The following is a 19,620-nucleotide window of genomic DNA, read 5'->3' as shown; positions in this document are numbered from 1 at the left end:
CGACGGATCAATGGCGCTTGAGCCGGCTGCGCCACCCCACGACGCCCGCGTACACGACCGTCAACAACACCAGCATGCCGACGTCGAACAGCCATGTCCCCGCCGTGTGTTTGAAGTGGCGGTCTTTCGGGGCGAGCGGTCCGGGCTCGATCGTCCACAAGTCGACGGTCGACGCCTGCGCCGCGTACCCCCAACGCGATGGCACCGCCCACGACATCTGATCCAGCCCGACCCGGTTGGTGACCGGGACCATCCCACCGCAGAGCACCAGCTGCAACATGAGGGACACGACCAGCAGCGGCATGATCTGCTCGTTCGACCGCGCCAGGGAGGACAGGACGAGGCCGATCATCGCCGCGGCCACGCACATGGCGGCGGTGGCGACGTACAGCTCGAGCGTGGCGCTGCCCAGGAGCAGCGCCGGCCGGGTCGGCGCTCCTTTGCCCAGAATGGTGATGGTGGTCGCGATCGCCGATTGGACGACGGCGAACACGAAGAAGACCGCCATCTTCGCCAGCAGGTAGGCCTTGGTCGACAGGCCGACCGCCTGTTCGCGGCGAAAGATCGGGCGCTCGCCGATGAGGTCGCGGATCGTCAGAGCGGTGCCCATGAAGACGGCGGCCATGGTCAGCAGCATCAACACCGATCCGGGTTCGTCGGACCCGTCGCCGTTCGGGTCGGCCACGCGGAACCCCGTCGAGCCGGGGACGGTCAGCGACAGCGCGCCCATCACGAACGGCAGCAGCGCCAGGAAGATGAAATAGGCGCGGTCGGCGACGATCAGCCGGATCTGGCGGCGGGCGATCGTCGAGAACTGACGCCAGGTGCTGGAGCGCGCCGGGGCACCGAGATCGGCCGGCTTGTCCGCGTCGGGTACGGGAGGCGGCGGTTTGGCTTGGGCCAGGAATCGACGGTTGGCTTCGTCGGGGTCCGCGCCCACCATCCCAAAGATCTTGGCCCAGTTGGTGGTTCCCATGGTGGCTTCGATGTCGTCGGGCGGCCCGCAGTACGCGGTCTTGCCGCCCGGAGCCATCAGCAACACCTGGTCGCACAGATCGAGGTAGCTCAGCGAGTGCGTCACCACCAGCACGACGCGGCCGGCGTCGGCGAGTTGCCGCAGCATCGTCATGACCTGCAGGTCCAGCGCGGGGTCCAGGCCCGACGTGGGCTCGTCGAGGATCAGCAGTGACGGCCCGGTGAGCAGCTCCAGGGCCACCGAGGCGCGTTTGCGCTGGCCGCCGGAGAGCTTGTCGACCCGGGTGTCGGCGTGCTTGGTCAACCCGAGTTCCTCGATGACCTGCGCGACGACCTGGGCGCGGTCGGACTTGCTGGTGTCGGTCGGCAGCCGCAACTCGGCCGCGTAGTTCAGCGCCTGGGTCACCGTGAGCTGGCGGTGCACGACGTCGTCTTGGGGCACCATCCCGATCCGGCTGCGTAACGACGCGAACTGGGCGTGAATGTCGTGGCCCTCGAAGGTGATCGAGCCGGACGTCGGACAGGTGGCGCCGGCGATCAGCCGGGACAACGTGCTTTTGCCCGCTCCCGACCCGCCGATGAGCGCGGTCAGCGTCCCGGGCCGGGCGGTCAGGGAGACCTTTTGGATCAGCCGCTTGTTGTCGACCTGAAAGTCGACCTCCCGCACCTCCAGCCCGCCGGTGCGGGTGGCCGCTTCGGCGCGGCGGAGCAGGATTTCGCCATTGAAAACGAGGTCGACGTTGCCGATCGTGACCACGTCACCTTCGGTCAGCGGCGCCGACAAGATGCGGGTGCCGTTGACGAAAGTCCCGTTGATGCTTTGCGCGTCATGGATCTCCATGCCGGTGGGGCTCGGCACCAAGTAGGCGTGATGGCGCGATGCCAGGACGTCCGAGATGACGATGTCGCTGTCTTCTGCGCGACCGATGATGGCGGCCCCCGCGGGAGGCGCCCCGAGCTTCGATCGTGACCGCTGCACGGCGCGCCGGAGGTTGGCACTGTCGAACCCCGAGGCTTCGAGCGTTTCTGCCCCTATTTCGGTGAGCGGCTGGTGTCCCGCCGGCCGCGGCGGGCCGACCGGCTGCGGTGCCGGGTAGGGAGGACGCGGTGGCCGGCCGGGCGGCGGATAGCGCGGCGGGGCGGGCTGCGGTCGCGCGATGTGGGGCGGCGAGATGCCGGGCCGCCGTGGCGGTTCCGGACGAGAAGGCCTCGGGCCGCCCGGCGGCGCGATCACCGGTGCCGCCTCGAGGGTGGGTGGTAGTTGGCCGACCGCCCCGTCGTGCCGACCGATCCCAAAGCTCAGGCGCGGCCCGTCCGGCCTCGCGAGGTTGATGCTCTGACGGTCGTGGACGTCGACCACCCGTACCCGGTGACCATTGACGAAAACGCCGGAGGGCGAACCGTTGTCGATCGCGATCCATTTGGACCCGTCGAAGCGCAGCAGCAGGTGGGCGCGGGCGATCAGTGGATGGGCAACGCGCATGTCGGCACGGAGGTCACTTCCGACCACCACATCGTGGCCCGGCGCGAAGCTGCGCTGTGACCACTCCGATTGAACCGTCAGCACGGGCGGTGCAGGCCTACTCATCACATAAGTATTGGACTCGCCGCCAGCAAACGCTCACTTTTTCGCTTTATAGGTGCAGATGGACGGTCTCGCCGCCTCAGCTGCGCGCGGTGTTCTCGGTGATGATGTCGCACGCCGTGTCGTAAAACGCGCTGATCAACGTGGAGAACGAAAGCTGGAAGGGATGAATCATGTAGACATCCAGGTGCTCGAGGCGCCAGTCGGGCAGCACCGGCACGATGCTGCCGTCCCGCAACTCGGTGGTGACGATGATCTGGCTTGGCATCGCGCCGACACCGAGTCCGTGCAGGATGTACTGCTTGCACACCTGGAAGTTGTTGGCGCGTGCCCGAACCATCGGTGCGAGCTCATGGCGCCGCTTGTTCTTTGCCATGGTGAGCTTGCGCGGTGCCTCGCTGACTCCGCAGTCGATGAACGGCACGGTCTCCAACTGTGTGGGGGACGTGATGGGTTCGGGTAGTGAGCGGATGAACTCGGGCGATGCACAAAGGAAGAGTTCGAGGCTGAAGACCTTGCGCGCGATCAGCGTCGAGTCTTGCAGAGGTCCCGTGCCGAAAACCACGTCGTACCCGTCGTGGACGGGATGAACGTCGTTGTCCACCAAGCGGATATCCAGCCGAGAGTGTGGGTACTGCTGCAAAAATCTGGCGCCGACCCGTGACGCGTAGTCGATGCCGACGAAGACCGGGATGGCAACGCGCAACTCGCCCTGCGGCTCGAGCTTGCTGCCTTCCACCAGCGCTCGCACCCCGTTGGCTTCGGCCAGGATGTTCACGCCGTGGCTGTAGATCTTCTCGCCCAGGTCGGTGACGGTGAGCTGATGCGTGTTCTTGCGCAGCAGCTTGATCCCGAGGTCCGTTTCGAGCTTGCTGAGCTTGCGGCTGACGGTGGACTTGGGCATGCCGAGCAGCGTTGCCGCCTTTGACAGGCTGCGGCACTCGACCACCTTGCCGAATACCAGCAAGGCGTCGAGGTCGAACGGCAGGTTTTGCTCCACGTGGTGTTCCAAAATTGCAACAGGGTGTTGCAATTGAAGGCCTATTTGCGCATTTGGTCAAGTGCTACCTTCGGCCGAGAGGCGGAGGAGGGCCCGATGAGTCAGGACGTCTTGGTGACGAAACCGTCAAGCGGGCACTGGACGGACGCCTATCCCGAATTAGGCCGTGGCCCAGTGTCACTCGAGGACTGCGTCTCAAAAGAGTTCTACGAGAAGGAACGCGAGCACATCTTCAAGAAGACCTGGCTCTACGTCGGACGGGTCGAGCGAGTGCCGAAGTCGGGAAGCTACTTCACCCGTGAGCTGAGGTTCCTCGACACGTCGATCATCATCGTTCGGGGCAAGGACAACGTGATCCGCGCCTTCCACAACATCTGTCCGCACCGCGGCAACAAGATGCTGTGGGAGGACGACCCGTTCGAGGAGGTGCAGGGTCGCGCCCCGGTGCTGTACTGCCGATTCCACGGCTGGCGCTACAAGCTCGATGGCTCGCTGCACGCAGCCACCCGCAAGGATCTGCTGCTCGACTTCGACGCCGAGAGTTGCCGCGTGCCGGCGATCCAGTGTGAGGTGTGGGAAGGGTTCATCTTTGTCAACCTCGACCCGCACAACACCGAGCCGCTGCGGTCCTACCTCGGCGAATTGGCCCACGGCATCGAAGGCTATCCGTTTGCGGGGCCACACCAGGTGTATCGGTTCAAAGTCGAATTGCAGTGCAACTGGAAGATTTTCGTCGACGGATTCGCCGAAAGTTACCACGGGCCGTATCTGCACGCGTCGTCGTTCGGCGCTCTCACCGCGGAGGCCCGAGACGCCTTCGACCAGCCGAACCCGTTTACCGATGCGCTGGCCTACCAGCTGAAGGGTCCGCACCGGATGTTCTCCTTCGCCGGCGAGCCGTCACAAAAGACGCCTTACTCCAAACCCATTGAGTGCGTGATGGAAGCGAGCGCGGCCGGTCCGTGGAACAAGCGCACCGACCGCGGTCCGATGCCGCCGGGACTCAATCCCACTCGTTCGGAGAAGTACGGCTTCGACTCGTTCCAGTTCTTCCCCAACTTCGTGGTGATCTTCGGTTCGTCCGGTTACAGCACCCACACGCACTGGCCGACGGGCCCGCACTCGCACATCTTCGAAGTCGAGATGTTCTACCAGCCGCCCAAGACGCACAAAGAACGGCTGGGACAGGAGCTCACGGTGACTTTCCTCAACGACATCATCCTGGAGGACGCCAGCCCCTCTGAAGGACTACAGGCGATGCTCAACAGTGGCGCACTCACGCACTTCACGATGAATGACGAGGAGATCCTGCTGCGTCACCTGCACAAGGTGGTGGGTGACTACGTGGCGGCCGGCGAGAGGGCAAAGGCCGGCCGATGAACACCCGTTTGCCGCAGGAGTTCTCGGCGATCGAGCACCTGGTGCCCGAGTGGGCCATCGAAGATGGGCATGAGCGCTACGTGAAGCGGGTGAACAGCTCCATGGCCGAGATACAGGCGTTCTACGACGAGGTGTTTCCGCACGCCGAGGAGGCGGTCGCCTACATCGACAAGTTCGACTATTCCGAACCGCTGCCCGAGGACGTCGCGAACCTGCGCAATCTGCTGTACTCGTTGATCACGGTCTCGTTGGCGGTGGAGCTGTGGAGGCAGCCGCGGGTAAAGCATTCGGCGACCACGATTCTCACGAGATTGAGCTGACGCATGGGACTGTCCACCACACGACTCGACGTCATCGACTGCACACCGTTGATCGGCAGCGAGATAAAGACCGATCTGGACACGCTGCTCAGTGGTCGCGACGCCGGCGCGATCCGCGCGATCCTCGAGCAGCGAGGGGTGGTCTTCTTTCGTGGACTGCAGATCAGCGACGAGCAGCAGGTCACTATCGCGAAAACCCTTGGCAGCATTGTGCAGAACGAGGGGGAGGGCGGGATCTACAAGATCTCGCTCGACACGAACGTCAATCAGCGGGCCGAGTACCTGAAAGGCTCGCTGTTCTGGCATTTCGACGGCTCCCTGCAGCCCTATCCGAATTTGGCCACGCTGTTGCGGGCCATGAAGCTGTCGGACTCCGGCGGTCAGACCGAATTCTGCAACACCTACGCGGCCTACGAGGATTTGTCGGAGGCCGACAAGGAGGCGATCGCCGGCCTTCGCGTGGTTCATAGTGCGGAGCGCTCGCAGTACTATGTGCGGCCCGAGATGAGCTACGAGGAGATCGCGTTCTGGCAGAAATCGCCCACAAAATCCTGCCCGATTGTGTGGACCCACCAATCCGGGCGCAAGTCATTGCTACTCGGTGCGACGGCCGACTACGTGATCGGCCTGCCGGTGGAAGAAAGTCGCGCATTGCTTGCGCGACTTCGTGACTGGGCGACTCAGCCGCGCTACGTCTATCGCCACGAGTGGCAGCTGGGCGACCTTCTGATGTGGGACAACACCGGGACCATGCACCGGGCGCTGCCGTATGCCGCTGACAGCGGTCGGCTCATGCACCGCACGGTCCTTGCGGGTGAAGAGCCGCTGGATTGAAACTCGGCATCGCGACACCCGTCGTCACGAACGTCGCCGGCGCAGCCTTGACGTGGGAGAAGACGGCCACCATCGAAGACATCGGTCGCGTCGCCGAGACGGCGGACGGCCTTGGCTATCACCACCTCACCTGCAGCGAGCACATCGGCATACCGTCGGCCGAGGCCGCCCGCCGCGGCTCCCGGTACTGGGACCCGCTGGCCACCCTCGGCTACGTGTCGGCACGTACCAGCCAGATCCGGCTCGTCACGATGACGCTGGTGCTCGGTTATCACCACCCGCTCGCGATCGTAAAGCGTTATGGCACATTGGATCACGTCAGCGGCGGCCGGGTGATTCTCGGCGTCGGTGTCGGGAGCCTCAAGGAGGAATTCGACCTGCTGGGCGCGCCGTTCGACGACCGCGGTGCTCGTGCCGATGATGCTCTGAAGGCGCTGCGGGCGGCGTTGCCCACCAATGAGCCGGTGTATGAGGGCGAGTACTACTCGTTCGGCGGGCTCACCATCGATCCCTGTGCGCTGCAGCCACATATGCCGATCTGGGTCGGCGGGCGCACCAAGCGGTCGTTGCGCCGTGCGCTCACGCTCGCCGACGGCTGGTGTCCCTACTACGTGTCCATTGCCACCGCCGCCGAGTGGCTGCGGGCGCGAGAAATGCCGGACGGCTTCGAGGTCGTCTTGCCCGCCGACCAGCCACTGGACCCGGTAGGAGAGCCGGCGAAAACCGAAGACGCGCTGCGCTCCATCGCCGCCGCCGGGACCACCACGTTGTCGGCCCGGTTCATCCACCATTCGCTCGAGCACTACCTCGAGCAGATTCACGCCTTGGCCGAGTTGCACGCCAAAACGTTCTGACCGGCAATATCAGAACGGCCACTTCGCAGGTGGGAGACGCTTAATCTCCTGACATGGACCGCTTCATTCAGTGGACGTGGGATCGGTTTGGTCCGCGTTATCTCCTGGCGTGTTGGGCGCTTGCGTTTTTCATTTCGCTCCCGATCTACTCCGTATTCATATCGCTGCCGGTCGTCGTGTTCGAGAAGTCCGGTCGCTACATCGAGGTCGGAACCGTCACCATCGGCGCGGTAGTGGTGCTTGCGTGCATCTTCATTCTTCCGGGTCGCCGGTGGGTGCGCCCCGCGGAGCAGTGGGCTGCTGGCCACCACGTCGATCGGGCGGCAGCGCTGGAGGGCACCTATGTCTACGCTCGCAGGGCGACCGTGCGAGCGATCTGGGGCGCCGCTGTCTGGGGCGCCACGCTGGCGGTCGTCGTCGGTGTGATGGTCGGGGCGCGTGGGACGCGGCTGGTGCAATACGGGATCGTGGCCGCTGTCGTGGTAGCGGCGATCCAGCTGGTCGCCTATCACAACATCGTGGAAGGAGCGTTCCGCCCAGCCCGGATCGCCCTCGCCGGTGACACGGAACTTGGCGATTCGCTGCCACGCGCCCGCCCGACTTTCGCCGGGCGATCGAACGTGTCGGTGGTTGCCGCCACGTTCGCGTACGCCGCCGGCGGAGCATTGCTCGCCGGAATGGCCAATGTCAGTGCCGCCCCCATCCTTTCGATCCTGATCGGGGGTGCGATGGCGGTTGCCTTCGCGGTACCGGTGACCGTCGGTTTCGGATTCTCTAGATCAATGCAACCCATACGCGACCTTGCCAAGGGTGCCGAACGCGTTGCGGCAGGCGACTATAGCCAGCGCCTACCTGTCGTCCAGGACGACGACCTCGGCGCCCTGTCCGCGTCGTTCAACCGCATGCAGGCGGGTTTGGCTGAGCGGCAACGGCTTCAGGGCGCGTTCGGCACCTACGTCGATCCGGCGCTAGCGGCGCGGCTGCTCGAACAGGGCGACGACGTGTTTACTGGTGAGCGCCGCGAGGTGACCGTGATGTTCATCGACATTCGCGATTTCACCCCGTTCGCCGAAGCCAATACCGCCGAGGACACCGTCGCCCGGCTCAACTCGCTGTTCGAGATCGTCGTGCCCGCCGTCGTCCACGCCGGTGGGCACGTCAACAAGTTCCTTGGCGACGGAGCCCTCGCCGTATTCGGCGCACCGAACGACCTTGCGGGACATGCTGATGCCGCGGTATACGTCGCCGTCGGGATCCAGCGGCTCGTTGCGGAGCGCTTCGGTGGCGCAATGCGGATCGGCATCGGGATCAACACCGGGGTGGTGATCGCCGGCACCATCGGCGGTGGCGGCAAGCTCGAGTTCACGCTGATCGGTGACACCGTCAACGTCGCTGCGCGCGTCGAGCAGCTCACCAAGGCCACGGGCGACGCGATCCTGCTCACCCAGTCGTGTGTCGACGCGCTGGCTTCGCGACCTTCCGGCCTCGTCGATCGAGGGCCCCACACGTTGAAGGGCAAATCTGCCGCGGTGCAGGTCTTCACAGTTGACCCAATGCGCTGGTCAGCGTGTTGACCCCCAAGAGGTGAAGTGCGCGGTCCTACGCAGCAAATTAAGATTCGGACCGCAATCCCGGCGAGCGGAAGGGAACATTCGTGGCAGATGGATTGAAGGTCGATCCCGCCGCACTGCACGTGGGCAGCAACGACATGTTCAATGCGATCGGCGAGGCCGCGTTGGATTTCTTCAGCCATGAGGACGGCCTGGCGGCGGCCGCGCCGGGCTGGATCGGATCCTCGGAGCTGGCGCTGGGTGAGCTCGCGGCGCGCTGGCAGGCCCGCCACGACCATCACCAGCTGCAGGTGGACGGCCTGGGGTCGCACGTCGCCGAGGCGATGCTCGGCTACCTCACCAACGAGGACGAGTCGGCGCGAGCTTTCCGGTCGGTGCGGGAGTAGGGGTCACGAGTGGGGCAGCTGACCCCCAATGACGTCAAGCGTTGGGATCTCGGCGCGATCCAGAAGGTGTTCGAGACCGCCAACGGACGCGCCAACACCTTGCAGCTGTTGGGGGAGAACCTCCAGCAGGTGCATAACGTTCTCAGCGGCTGGAAAGGGGAAGCCGGAGAGGCGTTTCGCGCTGACCTCGGTAGGGCTCGGCGTGACATCGAGGCCGACGGTCAGGAGTCCCGGCAGGTAGCCGCGGCGGTGGCACGCGCCGAGGGGGATGTGAGCGCATGCAAGCGCGAACTCGAGGACATCGAGCGGACCGCTGAGGCCAATGGCTGGACCATCACGCCGGATTGGCGAATCGACGTGGGCGACACGTGGATTGGGCACGATCCCGTAGAATTTGCCGCCCAGCAACAGCTACTGCAGGATCAGCTCATTGCGTTGAACGTGCACGCCCACAGCGCCGACCACGAGCTTGCCGCTGCCGTCCGCTTTGCCGTGGGCGAAGTCCCACTGGATGCCAGCGGTCAGGCGCCAAGTGGTGGCGCGCCGGGGCAAGGTCCGCCCAATCCGGCGGCAGGGCGCAACCCACGGACGTTGCAAGACATGCTGTTGCCGGCCGGTCCCGCAGACGCTGGGCCGGACGGTGCCTCGCCGAAAGGCCCGCCGCTTCCCGCCGGCGCCGTGGGCAAGCCGTTGTCGCTGCAAGACATGCTGTTGCCTGCTGGACCTGCCGCACCCGGGCGCGGCGGTGTCCCGCCGCCGCGGCTGAACTCCGCAGATGTGGAGAGTTTCAAGGCGATTGCGCGCCAGACCATGATTCGCGACGGTGTGCCGCCGAATCAGATCGAGGCGCGGCTGAATGACGTTGTGAGCCAGACACAGCAGTGGATTGACAATGGGATGCCCAACTACGTTCCCCCCGAGCCGAAGGCCCCGCCGCCACCGGGATTTTCCGAAGGCTTTAGTGACCGTTGGTTCGCTACCGAGCAAGGGATCAAAAACCTTTTCGGGCAGGGAGGTCCCGGAGCTCCAAGTGTGCTCAAGTCATGGGAGCAGATGCTCAAAGGCACCGCCACGACGGCCCTGAACCCCGTGGGCACCGCGCTAACGGAAATCAAGAGCGCAATGGACTCCCCAAGTCTCGCCTACTATTTGGGCGGCGAGACCTCCGACGTGGCCACTACGCTGCCCACGATGCTCTTTGGCGGCGAAGGAGCAATGGTTAGAGCGGGGCTCCCGGCTGAAGTCGTCACCGAAGGCGGTGCGCCTTTGGCGGTTGTGCGCGGATGGAACCCCACGGGCGGGATGACCTGGGACGACTTTGCGTCCCAGTTCGGCACCCCGACATCGCGGAGCTACCCATTGAACGATGGCTTCCCGTTAGGCTATGAACCCCAGCCCGCGCGGCTGCCTGAGGGTGCCATCATCGACAGGTTCGGATCCGAATACGGCCGGTACCTTGCGCCGGATGGCACGCCGTTCGCCGATCGCGCCTTGGCGCCAGAATCTGTTGGGGGCGATTACAACCGATACATGGTGACGGGACAACCGCTGCCGCCGGGCTGGCAAGTCGTAGAAGGTCCAGTGCAGCCGTATTATGGCCAGACGCCGTCGCCCGGCAGCCTTCAATACATGATCTTGGGTCCGGATGGCGTGGAAGTGAGCGTAAAAGAACTCGTCGACAGGGGGTTCCTTGATGAATACGGACCGCGCCTCGGACGATAAATCTGCGGCACTTCAAAGTGAAATCGATCGTTTGTCGGAAAGGCTCGGGGTCCGTCCCATGCCGGTTGGGTTCAGAACGACCGATGGCTTGAACATTTTCTGTGCCGACGACGGCACATATCACTTCACTTTCTACGAGCGCGGAAAACTCGGCTTCGACCGGGTAGGCAGCCTCGATGACCTTCTCTACTGGTACACCGAGGGCGTGGTTACGAGCCAAGCGGCAAAACAAGTGGGAGACCGAGCGGAACGTTTCAAATACGAGTATCAAATTTTGAGTCAATTCGATGTTGACTGGGCGAAGAGGCGGGTGCGTGACCTCGCAGCGATCTTCCATAATGGTCAGCCAGAAGACATTTCATTACTCCCGGACATTGGCGAAGCGCTATGACACCAGCAGACCCCGCCTAGCTATTGGTCCAGCGATCAAACGTGGCCTCCATGTCAGGACAGAATGTCCCGACGGCAGCCCCCATGATCTGGCCCGCTTGCGCGGCCGCGTAGCCATTGCTCGCCACCGTCGGGTAGATCGTGTCGAAGTCGGTGCCGCCGCGCGCTTGCTGACAGACGCTGTTCCCGATATCGACCATCCTGCCCGGATTGTCGTACGGCACATGCAGCACGTTCAGGGTGTGCAGATAGGCGCCGACGGAGATGGGATCGGGGTCCGCGTGGGCTGTCGGCGCGAGCGACACCAGCCCGGTCAGCGCCGCGGCGATCAGGGCCGACTGAGACAAGGTCTTGAGGATCATGCCGTGGCCGATGCAGGCCGACGCTCTCGGGTCCATGGTCAGGGAGCGTAAATGCTGTGTAGCGAAGTTTTACGTGTTTTCGGCGATCCACGTAGTGGTGAAGCGCAGCATCTCGGGGATGCCCTCTGCCAATCCGGCGCCGATCGATTTCTCGAGTTTGCCGGCCACCAATGGGATTTTGACGTTCACCTGAAAGGCGGCGCGCAGTTGCGAGCCGCTGTCATCTGTCGGCGCCAGCCACGTATCCGCATGGCCTGATCCCAATCCGCCCGAGGCGGACACGGTGACCCGCCCACGCACCTGGCCGTCACCGTCGGGACGCCACATCTCGGTCTGCACGATCTTCACTTCACCGGTAACGAATTTGGCGACCAGCCCGGGCAGGATCTGACGACCTAGGCGTTGGGTCGTACGCACCGTGACGGTGCCGCCGGGGTCGGCCACCAGTGAATCCAAGGTGGTGTCGGCGGCGCCGGCGGCGATGCGGGCCAGCCAATAGTCCTCGCGGCCGAACGCGGCATGAATTTGCTCGACACTGGCGGGCGACTCGGTCAACACGTCGAAGGAGCGCGACATCAAACCATTCTTGCAGAGGCGGATGACCCGAGGCGGTGGGTGCTGTCTCGGACCTAAGACTCGGACTCAGATCCCAACAGCCGCAACGGATGCAAGCCATCAACATTGCCGACGAACGGCGGGTGGATGCTGTAGCCGAGCATGCGGCGGATGTCATCGGAGACGGTGCGCGCGATCTCGCGCGACACCGACAACGTATAGGCTTCCATCGGCCGCAGCCACGGTTCACAGTATTGAGCGGTGATCGCAAGCCGCTCGTGGGCAGTGTTGTTGGCGCCTCCGCCATGCCACAGGGTGCCGACGAAGAAGACGCACGAACCGGCGGGCATGACGACGGGCAACGCCTGGTCCTCAGCGTCCGGCCTGCGCTTACCCCAGCGATGGCTGCCCGGGTACAGGACCGTGGCGCCGTTGTCGGCGGTGAAGTCGTCGATCGCCCAGATCGTGGCGGCCGCCAACGGCGCCCGCGGGCGCGGAATCGGGTAGAAGCCGTCGTCATGGTGGGCCAGTTGCGCAGTCTCGCCGGGCTGAATGTTGATGGCCTGCAACGCCGAAAGCAGATAATTGGGCATCAGCAACCGGTCGAGAGCGGCGAGTACGCGGGGATGGTCGACCAGCCGGTCGCACACCCGCGTCCTGCTCAGCACGCTGTAGATCCGCTGGGTACGCCGGCCCTCGAAAGAGTTCCGTCCGGTGTGCCCGAGCCAAGGCCGCACGGTCTCACGGATGTGCCCGCATTCCTCGGCGCTGAGCAGATTCTCCCAAATGACGTACCCGTCGCGGTCGAGCGCGGCCATGTCGGCCTCGACGACCGCGCTGTCGACCGAGCTTCCGCCCGTCGGCGTCCGCCTGTAGCGCTGCGCCAGGTCGCCCCGAAGGTCCTCCAATGTGGTGACGGATTCGTCGTCGATGCTCATTGGTGCTCGTCCTTAGTCCACTGGCACTTCTGCCCAGACTAGGCCGAGTCCGGCTCGACTCACACCCAATCGCCCGCGTGTTAACCCCGAAGCCCGGTGATGAAGCGTTGCACGCTTCGGCCCAGCGACCGTGGCACGTGGTCGGGATCCATCAGCTCGTTCTCGGCCAGCGGGCCCGCCTCATCGGCCACGGTGCGCTCGGTGAAGGGCTGCAAGGTTTTGCCGTCGCCTCGAAGCGCCTCGATGGCCGTGTGTACCGATCGGTGTTCGGCTACCGCCCCTTCGAGCTCGCCCGGCGGCACACCCAGGTGCTCGGCCACCAAACCGTTTCGCACGGAGACGATTTCGCGGCGCACATCATCATCATCGGAATGGGCCGGTCGCGCCTCGATGGCCACATCGCATTCGCTGTCGAACCCCATCGACCGGTTGTTGAAATTCGATGACCCGATCCGCAGCAGCCGATCGTCGACCACCAGCACCTTGGAGTGGATGTAGATCGGCGCGCCGCGGTCGGTCACCGGCCAGTAGACACCCAACCGGTCATGCTCGTCGGCCTCCCACAGCTGTTGAAGCAGGCGGTGGCGTGCGCTGTCCATCGTTCCCCGCTCGAGCGGGTTGTTGCCCTTACGGGCAAGCACGATGACGATCTCCGGGCCGTCGGCTTCCCGTAGTCGCGCAGCCAAAGCTTCGGCGATGGTGCGCGACGCCAGGTATTGGTTCTCCACGTAAATGGTGTCGCGGGCCGCCGCTATGGCGGCGAGGTTGAGCGCCTCGACCTCGCGGACCTCGGGGCGATCCTCCAGTTCGGGCAGGGTGAGCGCGATCCCGACGTCCACGTTGCGCAGTGTCGGTTCCAGCTTGCCGGGCCACGCGCTGTGCCGTGCCTCAACGGGTGCCAACGCTTGTTTCGTCGCCGTCTTCCACCGCGCCAACGCTTGCTCGCCGACGGCCCGCGCCGCCTCGCCGTCGACCGCGGCCCCGACGTCGTGCCGCGGCCCGTAGCTGCGGCTCCCCGTGCGGCGCTGACGGTTGACATGCTCATGGGAGCGGGTGTCCCATCGGTCGAGGGTGAGGTCGATGCCGCCGCAGAACGCCACCGCGTCGTCGACGACGACGATCTTCTGGTGATGCACCGAGCCGAGCGGGTGGACGCCGTCGATGGCGAAATGCATTCGCTTGCTGCTGATCTGGTTCACCAGCGATACCGGGGCAAGTCCGAACCACAGGCCATCGAACGCCGGGAGCAGGCGCAAATTGGACTTCAGCAGATAGATATCCAGACCCGGCCGTTTCCACAGCATCCAATAAAGGAAGGTGCCCAGCTGGTTCGGGCCGGGCAGCGTCTTGTGGCCGCGCTCGAAGGTCACCCGGGAGTCGAAATCCCAGCCGATCAACATGATCCGGTGGCGGGCGCGCAGCATCGCCGCCTTGACGTGTTTGAAGTAGTCCGCCGCGTCGACGATGGGGGCGAACCTTTCGGCGCGTGCCGTGCGCCAGCACGTCTGGCCGGGCGTCAGCAGTCGGTCGTCCTGCACGCCGGGGCTCTCAACGACGTTGATGGGTCAGCGCGGACATAGCCACTGTGTACCACACCCAGGCCCTTCGCCCAGGCGGCCCTATATGAGGATGGAGCCATGCGCATGACTGCAGTGCTCACGAGTTTCGTCGCCCTCATCGGTGTGGCCACGCCTGCGCACGCCGATCCGGCCGGCGACTCGGCCTCCGATGCGAGCTTTTTAGCCGCGCTGAACAAGGCCGGCATCACCTATGAAAGCCCGGCCACCGCCGTGGGGGTGGGCAAAAGGGCATGCGAGCTGATGGACGAGGGCCATCCCCAGGTCGACGTCATCCACAACGTGTCGTCGAGCAATCCAGGATTCACGGTGGACGGCGCCGCCCAGTTCACCATGATCGCGGCGAGCGCCTATTGCCCCCAGCACCTGGGGCAACCGGTCGGCCAGGCGACTAGCCCGACTGGAAGCTGAGCTCCACCTCGGAGCGGGTGCGGACCTGATCGGTGCCGGGCACGTAGGTCGGCGCGGTGTGGGAGACGGTGGTGCCCCCCTTGACCCGGGCCTGCGCCTGCCGAAACTCCGGAGCCGGGCCCGACGCGGCGTTGATCCCGTTGATGATCGACCACACCGCGGCACGACGGGCGGTGCGTTCGATGATGTTGCAGTCACGGTGCTGAAGGAGTTGCTTAGCCCATTTCGGCATCGTGTCGCGAATGGCCCAGTCGACGGCGGCCTGCGGCATGGCGACGTTGGGGCCGGTGCCCATCGCTTTCCCATGGGTGACAGCCAATTTCGGCAAGTACGACTCCAGGCACTCGAGCGTCTCGGCCTTGGTCGTCGGCAGATCGGTGCCACCCAGGGCATGTCCGACCCGGACGAACTCACCGTAGTAGCGGTCGAGTTTCTTGCCGCGCAACGGCATTGGGTGATACAGCTCGTGCGCGGTGGCCAGCCCCCAGACGACCGTCGCATAGTTCCATCGCAGCCACTCGGGATCGTCGGCGTCGTAGCGGGCTCCGTCGGGACGAGTGCCCTTGATGGTGTGGTGCATCGCGCGCACCGACGCCGCCAGGCGCTCGGCGGTTTCCGTCGACCCGTACGCCGTGCCGATGAAGAACGCGACCGAGTGGCCCAACCGCGTCGCGGCGCCTTCGGGGTCGATCTGCGGCACCCGCGATATCGGGTTTCCGTTGCTGTCGCGCTTGATCAGTCGCGAATGGTGCATGCCCATCCAGTAGATCGACGGGTCCAGGGACTCCATGAAGGCGGCGCAATACAGGCCGAAGATCAACGCGGGCAGGTGCGAATGCACGCGCCACACGGCGCTGTCGGGACCGAACCAGCCCGGATCGCCGACGGGCGCGGCGAACTCCATGCCGCGGAAGAAATGCCGCCGCATGGTGTCGTCCAACCGCTTGTTGATCAACTGCCCGACTATCTGGTGTGGCAGGAACACAAATCACTCCCTCGGATTTCTGGTCACGACTGTAACCAGAATATGTTTTGGTTACAGGCGTGACAAGACCCACGCCGCGTCGACCTACGCTGTAGGGATGTCGAGTCCCACCCGCTGGGCCGGTGTACCGCTCAAGGACCGCCGCGCCGAGCGTCGTGCGCTGCTGGTCGAGGCCGCGTACCGCCTGTTCGGCAGCGCCGGGGAGGCGGCCGTCTCGGTGCGCTCGGTCTGCCGGGAATGCGGATTGAACACCCGGTACTTCTACGAGAGCTTCGGTGACACCGACGATCTGCTCGGCGCGGTCTACGACCGGGTGAGCGAGCAGCTCGGCGAAGTGATCGCGGCCGCCATCGACGAGGCGGGGGAATCGCTGCGGGCCCGGACCCGCGCCGGCATCGCGGCCGTGCTGGGGTTCTCCTCGGCCGATCCGCGCCGCGGCCGCGTGCTGTTCACCGATGCGCGCACCAACCCGGTGCTGGCCGCCCGGCGCCGCGCCACTCAGGACATGTTGCGCCAGGGTGTGCTGACCGAGGGCTGGCGTCTCAACCCGGGTTCCGATCCGGTGGCCGCCGAGGTCGCCGCGGCGATGTATACCGGCGCGATGGCCGAGCTCGCCCAGCAGTGGCTCGCAGGTCATTTGGGCAGTGATCTCGACGCCGTCGTCGATTACGCTCTGAAGCTGGTGTTGTGGTAGCGGGGAGTGCGGTGATGGGCCAAATCGAACATGCGATGGACCCCGTTCGGCGCATCCTGGGGCACAAGGTCAGCGTCGGCGCGCTGATCGAACTCGCCGTGTGGCTGGCGATTCCCTACCTCTGTATTGGGTTCGCCTGGACCGTTATTCACCCCGAACAGACTCAGCGAATTCAGGCAAGGATAGAAGTGGTGTCGCCCGCCGCCGCCGATGCCATCGCGTTCGGGGTCGCCACGGTGCTGTGGCCTGCCGCGCTGCAGATCGCCGATGCGTGCCCGACGCCATGACCGACTTTCGGATCGAATGCGTGCGCGAGACGGCCGTTTGCTCCTAGGCTCTCAGACCATGTCAATCGACCGGTTCGGCCTCTCCGCGGGCACCATTCGGCTCGCCTCCGGCATTTCGTTTCTCGTTGATCCTCTGCGCGCAAACAAGTTGTGGGGCGACCCGGACGAGCCGACGCCGACGGCGCGACTGTTGCTGCGGTCGATGGGTTATCGCGATGCGCTGATCGGTGCCCTGCTCGCGGCCGCGGCGCTGCGCGGGAAAAACACCCGCGGCTGGTTCCTGGCCTCCGCCGGGGCCGATGCGGCCGACCTGGTCGGCGGGATGAGCGTGCACCGCGAGTTGAAGCCCTCGCAGCAACTGATCGGCCTGGGCGGCGCCGCCGTCGGGATCGCCACCGGGCTGTGGGGCGCGGTGCGTCCGACCAAGCGGACGGGCGAGGCGCCAGCGCCTGCCTGAATGCTGACATCCGAGCGCAGATGCGGTTGACTGAGCGGCATGGGCTTCGGTGTGCTGACGTTTGTTACCGACGAGGGCATTGGTCCGGCGGACCTGGGGAGGGCGCTCGAGCAGCGCGGGTTTGAATCGCTCTTTCTTGCCGAGCACTCGCACATCCCGGTCGACGCGAAAACTCCGTACCCCAGTGGCGGCCCGATTCCGCGGAAGTACTTCCGCACGCTGGATCCGTTTGTCGCGCTGACGGCCGCGGCGGCGGTCACCGAGAGGCTCGTTGTGGGCACCGGCATCGCGTTGGTGCCGCAGCGCGATCCGATCCACACCGCGAAAGAGGTGGCGTCGCTGGACCTGGTGTCGCAGGGACGATTTCGCTTCGGCGTGGGCGTGGGATGGCTGCGCGAAGAGATCGCCAACCACGGTGTCGATCCCGCGGTGCGGGGACGCGTGGTCGACGAGCGCCTGGACGCGATGATCCAGCTATGGACGAACGAAAAAGCGGAATTCCATGGGAAATTCGTGAACTTCGACCCCATCTACAGCTGGCCCAAGCCCGTGCAGCAACCGTATCCGCCGCTGTACCTGGGCTGTGGACCCGCGGGCTTCAAACGTATCGCGCGGCTCAACGCGGGTTGGCTCTCGATGACGGGCTCGGTGCAAGAGCTATCGCCTCAGCTGGACCAGCTGCGCGAGCTGGTCGGCCAGAACGTGCCGGTGATCCACTTCCATGGCGGCGCAGCCACGGCGGCAGAGCTCGAGGGCTACCGAGATCTGGGATTGCAACACCTCTTGGTGAACCTGCCGACGGAGCCGCGGGATCAGACGCTGCAACGCCTCGACGCGTTGCACGCCGAGTTCGGCAAGCTAGCGTAAAGCTAAGTGCCGCAGAAGGTTTGGTACTTGCCGAAGTCTTCGGGGGCGGGGCTGGCGTAACGCTCCAAACCGGGTCGCTCTGCATACGGCTCGGTCACCGCCGCCAGGAGCCGCTCGAAGGGGCCGAGGTCGCCGTCCGTCGCCGCGGTGAGGGCCTCCTCGACCAGATGGTTACGCGGAATGTAGATCGGGTTGGCGCGGTCCATCGCGTCGGCGTCGGGACCCAGGGCCGTCCAGCGCGCCAACCAGTCGTCAAAGCCGGCCAGGTCCATGAACAGTCCGCGCGCGGGCTCGGCATCACCATTCGCCGCCCGGCCGAGCCGGCGGAAGAACGACGTGTAATCGACGTGATTCTGCTTGAGCAGCACGAGCAATTCCTCGACCAACGCCGTCGCGAATTCGGCGTCGACGCCGGCGGAGAGGCCGAGTTTGGCGCGCATCCCGGAGGCCCACACCGCGTCATAGCGGGCTTGGAACACCCCGAACGACTGCTCCGCCAGTGCGATGGCTTCCTCGGTGCTGTCCGAGAGCAGCGGAAGGAGTGTCTCGGCGAAGCGCGCGAGGTTCCAGCCGGCGATGGCCGGCTGGTTGCCGTAGGCGTAGCGGCCCCAGAAATCGATCGAGCTGTAGACCGTGTCGGGGTCGTAGGCCTCGATGAAGGCGCATGGTCCGTAGTCGATCGTTTCGCCCGAGATCGTCGTGTTGTCGGTGTTCATCACGCCATGAACGAATCCGACCAGCATCCAGCGGGCGATCAGCGCGGCCTGGACCGCGACGACCGCTTCAAACAGCGCCAGGTAGGGGCGTTCGGCCTCGGCCGCGCCGGGATGGTGGCGGGCGATCGCGTGGTCGGCGAGGCGGCGTAGCAGCTCCTTGTTGCCGGTGGCCGCCGCGTATTGAAAGCTGCCCACCCGCAGGTGGCTGCTGGCCACCCGGGTGAGCACCGCCCCCGGCAGTGTGGTTTCGCGATAAACCGGCCGCCCGGTGCCGACCACTGCCAAGGCTCGTGTCGTCGGCACGCCCAGAGCGTGCATCGCCTCGCTGACGATGTATTCGCGCAGCATTGGTCCCACCGCCGCCAGGCCGTCCCCGCCGCGGGCGAACGGCGTGGCGCCAGAACCTTTCAGGTGGATGTCGCGCAGCCGCCCGTCGGTGCCGACGAGCTCGCCGAGCAGCAGCGCACGCCCATCGCCTAATCGCGGGACGAAGCCGCCGAACTGATGCCCCGCGTAGGCCTGCGCGACGGGGGCGGCCCCGCTGGGCACCCGGTTGCCCGTCAGGAAGCGCAGCCCGTCGTCGCCGCGCAGCCAGGCGGCGTCGAGCCCAAGCCCTTCGGCGAGCCGGTCGTTGAGCACGAGCAACCGCAACTCGGGAAACGTCTCGGCTTGCCAGCGGACCGCCATTTCCGGCAATTCACGGAAAAACCGGTCCTGCAGGGCAACGGTGGTATCCGGGGCAACGCTCATGTGA

21 protein-coding genes are annotated in these 19,620 nt (G+C 65.3%); 13 read left to right on the top strand and 8 right to left on the bottom strand.

All coding sequences use genetic code 11. The annotated features are described in order from the left end of the window. Positions 1 to 7 precede the first annotated feature (7 nt). Both AC0KS4_RS18300 and AC0KS4_RS18295 read right to left on the bottom strand, forming a co-directional pair. Positions 8 to 2,563 (bottom strand): ATP-binding cassette domain-containing protein, encoded by a 2,556-nt coding sequence (locus AC0KS4_RS18300; RefSeq protein WP_225326435.1) that lies wholly within the window; start codon positions 2,561 to 2,563, stop codon positions 8 to 10. Positions 2,564 to 2,639: 76 nt separating this feature from the next. Then, complete coding sequence (locus tag AC0KS4_RS18295; protein ID WP_225326436.1) at positions 2,640 to 3,560, bottom strand: LysR family transcriptional regulator; 921 nt, start codon at positions 3,558 to 3,560, stop codon at positions 2,640 to 2,642. Positions 3,561 to 3,656: 96 nt separating this feature from the next. On the opposite strand from AC0KS4_RS18295, the gene AC0KS4_RS18290 reads away from it, so the two are divergent. From AC0KS4_RS18290 to AC0KS4_RS18255, 8 genes are all read left to right on the top strand, one after another. Continuing rightward, positions 3,657 to 4,940: an aromatic ring-hydroxylating oxygenase subunit alpha gene (locus AC0KS4_RS18290; protein WP_225326437.1), complete on the top strand. Its 1,284-nt coding sequence runs from the start codon at positions 3,657 to 3,659 to the stop codon at positions 4,938 to 4,940. Continuing rightward, positions 4,937 to 5,260, top strand: a complete 324-nt coding sequence (locus tag AC0KS4_RS18285; protein ID WP_225326438.1) for a hypothetical protein — start codon at positions 4,937 to 4,939, stop codon at positions 5,258 to 5,260. Before AC0KS4_RS18290 ends, AC0KS4_RS18285 begins: the two co-directional genes overlap by 4 nt. A gap of 3 nt (positions 5,261 to 5,263) precedes the next feature. Beyond that, positions 5,264 to 6,094 (top strand): TauD/TfdA dioxygenase family protein, encoded by an 831-nt coding sequence (locus AC0KS4_RS18280; protein WP_225326439.1) that lies wholly within the window; start codon positions 5,264 to 5,266, stop codon positions 6,092 to 6,094. Next, positions 6,091 to 6,948 carry a TIGR03619 family F420-dependent LLM class oxidoreductase gene (locus tag AC0KS4_RS18275; protein ID WP_225326440.1) on the top strand — a complete coding sequence of 286 codons (858 nt, stop codon included), beginning with the start codon at positions 6,091 to 6,093 and terminating at the stop codon, positions 6,946 to 6,948. Before AC0KS4_RS18280 ends, AC0KS4_RS18275 begins: the two co-directional genes overlap by 4 nt. A 53-nt stretch (positions 6,949 to 7,001) precedes the next feature. Next, entirely contained in the window at positions 7,002 to 8,522 is a 1,521-nt protein-coding gene (locus tag AC0KS4_RS18270) for an adenylate/guanylate cyclase domain-containing protein (RefSeq protein ID WP_238956594.1), read from the top strand. A gap of 80 nt (positions 8,523 to 8,602) precedes the next feature. Continuing rightward, positions 8,603 to 8,905 (top strand): RNA 2'-phosphotransferase, encoded by a 303-nt coding sequence (locus tag AC0KS4_RS18265; RefSeq protein WP_225326442.1) that lies wholly within the window; start codon positions 8,603 to 8,605, stop codon positions 8,903 to 8,905. A gap of 9 nt (positions 8,906 to 8,914) precedes the next feature. Further along, entirely contained in the window at positions 8,915 to 10,627 is a 1,713-nt protein-coding gene (locus AC0KS4_RS18260) for a TNT domain-containing protein (RefSeq protein WP_238956593.1), read from the top strand. 58 nt (positions 10,628 to 10,685) lie between these two features. Beyond that, positions 10,686 to 11,018 (top strand): hypothetical protein, encoded by a 333-nt coding sequence (locus AC0KS4_RS18255; protein WP_308011528.1) that lies wholly within the window; start codon positions 10,686 to 10,688, stop codon positions 11,016 to 11,018. Positions 11,019 to 11,034: 16 nt separating this feature from the next. Here the strand turns inward: AC0KS4_RS18255 and AC0KS4_RS18250 are convergent, their stop codons facing one another. The 4 genes from AC0KS4_RS18250 to AC0KS4_RS18235 form a co-directional block, all read right to left on the bottom strand. Continuing rightward, entirely contained in the window at positions 11,035 to 11,415 is a 381-nt protein-coding gene (locus tag AC0KS4_RS18250) for a DUF732 domain-containing protein (protein ID WP_238956592.1), read from the bottom strand. A 33-nt stretch (positions 11,416 to 11,448) separates the two neighbouring features. Then, positions 11,449 to 11,955 carry a DUF2505 domain-containing protein gene (locus AC0KS4_RS18245; protein WP_238956591.1) on the bottom strand — a complete coding sequence of 169 codons (507 nt, stop codon included), beginning with the start codon at positions 11,953 to 11,955 and terminating at the stop codon, positions 11,449 to 11,451. A 53-nt stretch (positions 11,956 to 12,008) separates the two neighbouring features. Further along, on the bottom strand, positions 12,009 to 12,872 hold the full coding sequence (locus AC0KS4_RS18240) for a phytanoyl-CoA dioxygenase family protein (RefSeq protein WP_225326447.1): 864 nt from the start codon (positions 12,870 to 12,872) through the stop codon (positions 12,009 to 12,011). An 80-nt stretch (positions 12,873 to 12,952) separates the two neighbouring features. Beyond that, positions 12,953 to 14,410 (bottom strand): phospholipase D-like domain-containing protein, encoded by a 1,458-nt coding sequence (locus AC0KS4_RS18235; RefSeq protein ID WP_238956590.1) that lies wholly within the window; start codon positions 14,408 to 14,410, stop codon positions 12,953 to 12,955. 105 nt (positions 14,411 to 14,515) lie between these two features. On the opposite strand from AC0KS4_RS18235, the gene AC0KS4_RS18230 reads away from it, so the two are divergent. After that, a complete protein-coding gene (locus AC0KS4_RS18230; RefSeq protein ID WP_225326449.1) occupies positions 14,516 to 14,860 on the top strand; it encodes a DUF732 domain-containing protein in 345 nt (114 codons plus the stop codon). On the opposite strand, the gene AC0KS4_RS18225 is transcribed toward AC0KS4_RS18230, so the two are convergent. Continuing rightward, the gene (locus AC0KS4_RS18225) at positions 14,841 to 15,845 is read right to left on the bottom strand and encodes an oxygenase MpaB family protein (protein WP_238956589.1); all 1,005 of its coding nucleotides are present in this window, start codon (positions 15,843 to 15,845) and stop codon (positions 14,841 to 14,843) included. The two genes, AC0KS4_RS18230 and AC0KS4_RS18225, sit on opposite strands and share 20 nt — an antisense overlap. Before the next feature lie 97 nt (positions 15,846 to 15,942). Between AC0KS4_RS18225 and AC0KS4_RS18220 the strand changes: the two genes are divergently transcribed. The 4 genes from AC0KS4_RS18220 to AC0KS4_RS18205 are packed head-to-tail and all read left to right on the top strand — an operon-like array spanning position 15,943 to position 18,150. After that, positions 15,943 to 16,539: a TetR/AcrR family transcriptional regulator gene (locus tag AC0KS4_RS18220; RefSeq protein ID WP_238956588.1), complete on the top strand. Its 597-nt coding sequence runs from the start codon at positions 15,943 to 15,945 to the stop codon at positions 16,537 to 16,539. Between the two features lie 14 nt (positions 16,540 to 16,553). Further along, a complete protein-coding gene (locus tag AC0KS4_RS18215; protein WP_238956587.1) occupies positions 16,554 to 16,826 on the top strand; it encodes a hypothetical protein in 273 nt (90 codons plus the stop codon). Positions 16,827 to 16,884: 58 nt separating this feature from the next. Further along, entirely contained in the window at positions 16,885 to 17,283 is a 399-nt protein-coding gene (locus AC0KS4_RS18210; protein ID WP_238956586.1) for a DUF4267 domain-containing protein, read from the top strand. Positions 17,284 to 17,322: 39 nt separating this feature from the next. Next, on the top strand, positions 17,323 to 18,150 hold the full coding sequence (locus tag AC0KS4_RS18205) for an LLM class F420-dependent oxidoreductase (RefSeq protein ID WP_238956585.1): 828 nt from the start codon (positions 17,323 to 17,325) through the stop codon (positions 18,148 to 18,150). Between the two features lie 2 nt (positions 18,151 to 18,152). Here AC0KS4_RS18205 and AC0KS4_RS18200 read toward each other — a convergent pair whose 3' ends face one another. After that, positions 18,153 to 19,616: a protein adenylyltransferase SelO gene (locus tag AC0KS4_RS18200; RefSeq protein WP_238956584.1), complete on the bottom strand. Its 1,464-nt coding sequence runs from the start codon at positions 19,614 to 19,616 to the stop codon at positions 18,153 to 18,155. Between the last annotated feature and the right edge of the window lie 4 nt (positions 19,617 to 19,620).

The organism is Mycobacterium sp. NTMscope_MAC_12 (assembly GCF_976985675.1).
Note: the sequence above shows the minus strand (reverse complement) of the source record. Positions and strands in the feature narration are given on the sequence as shown.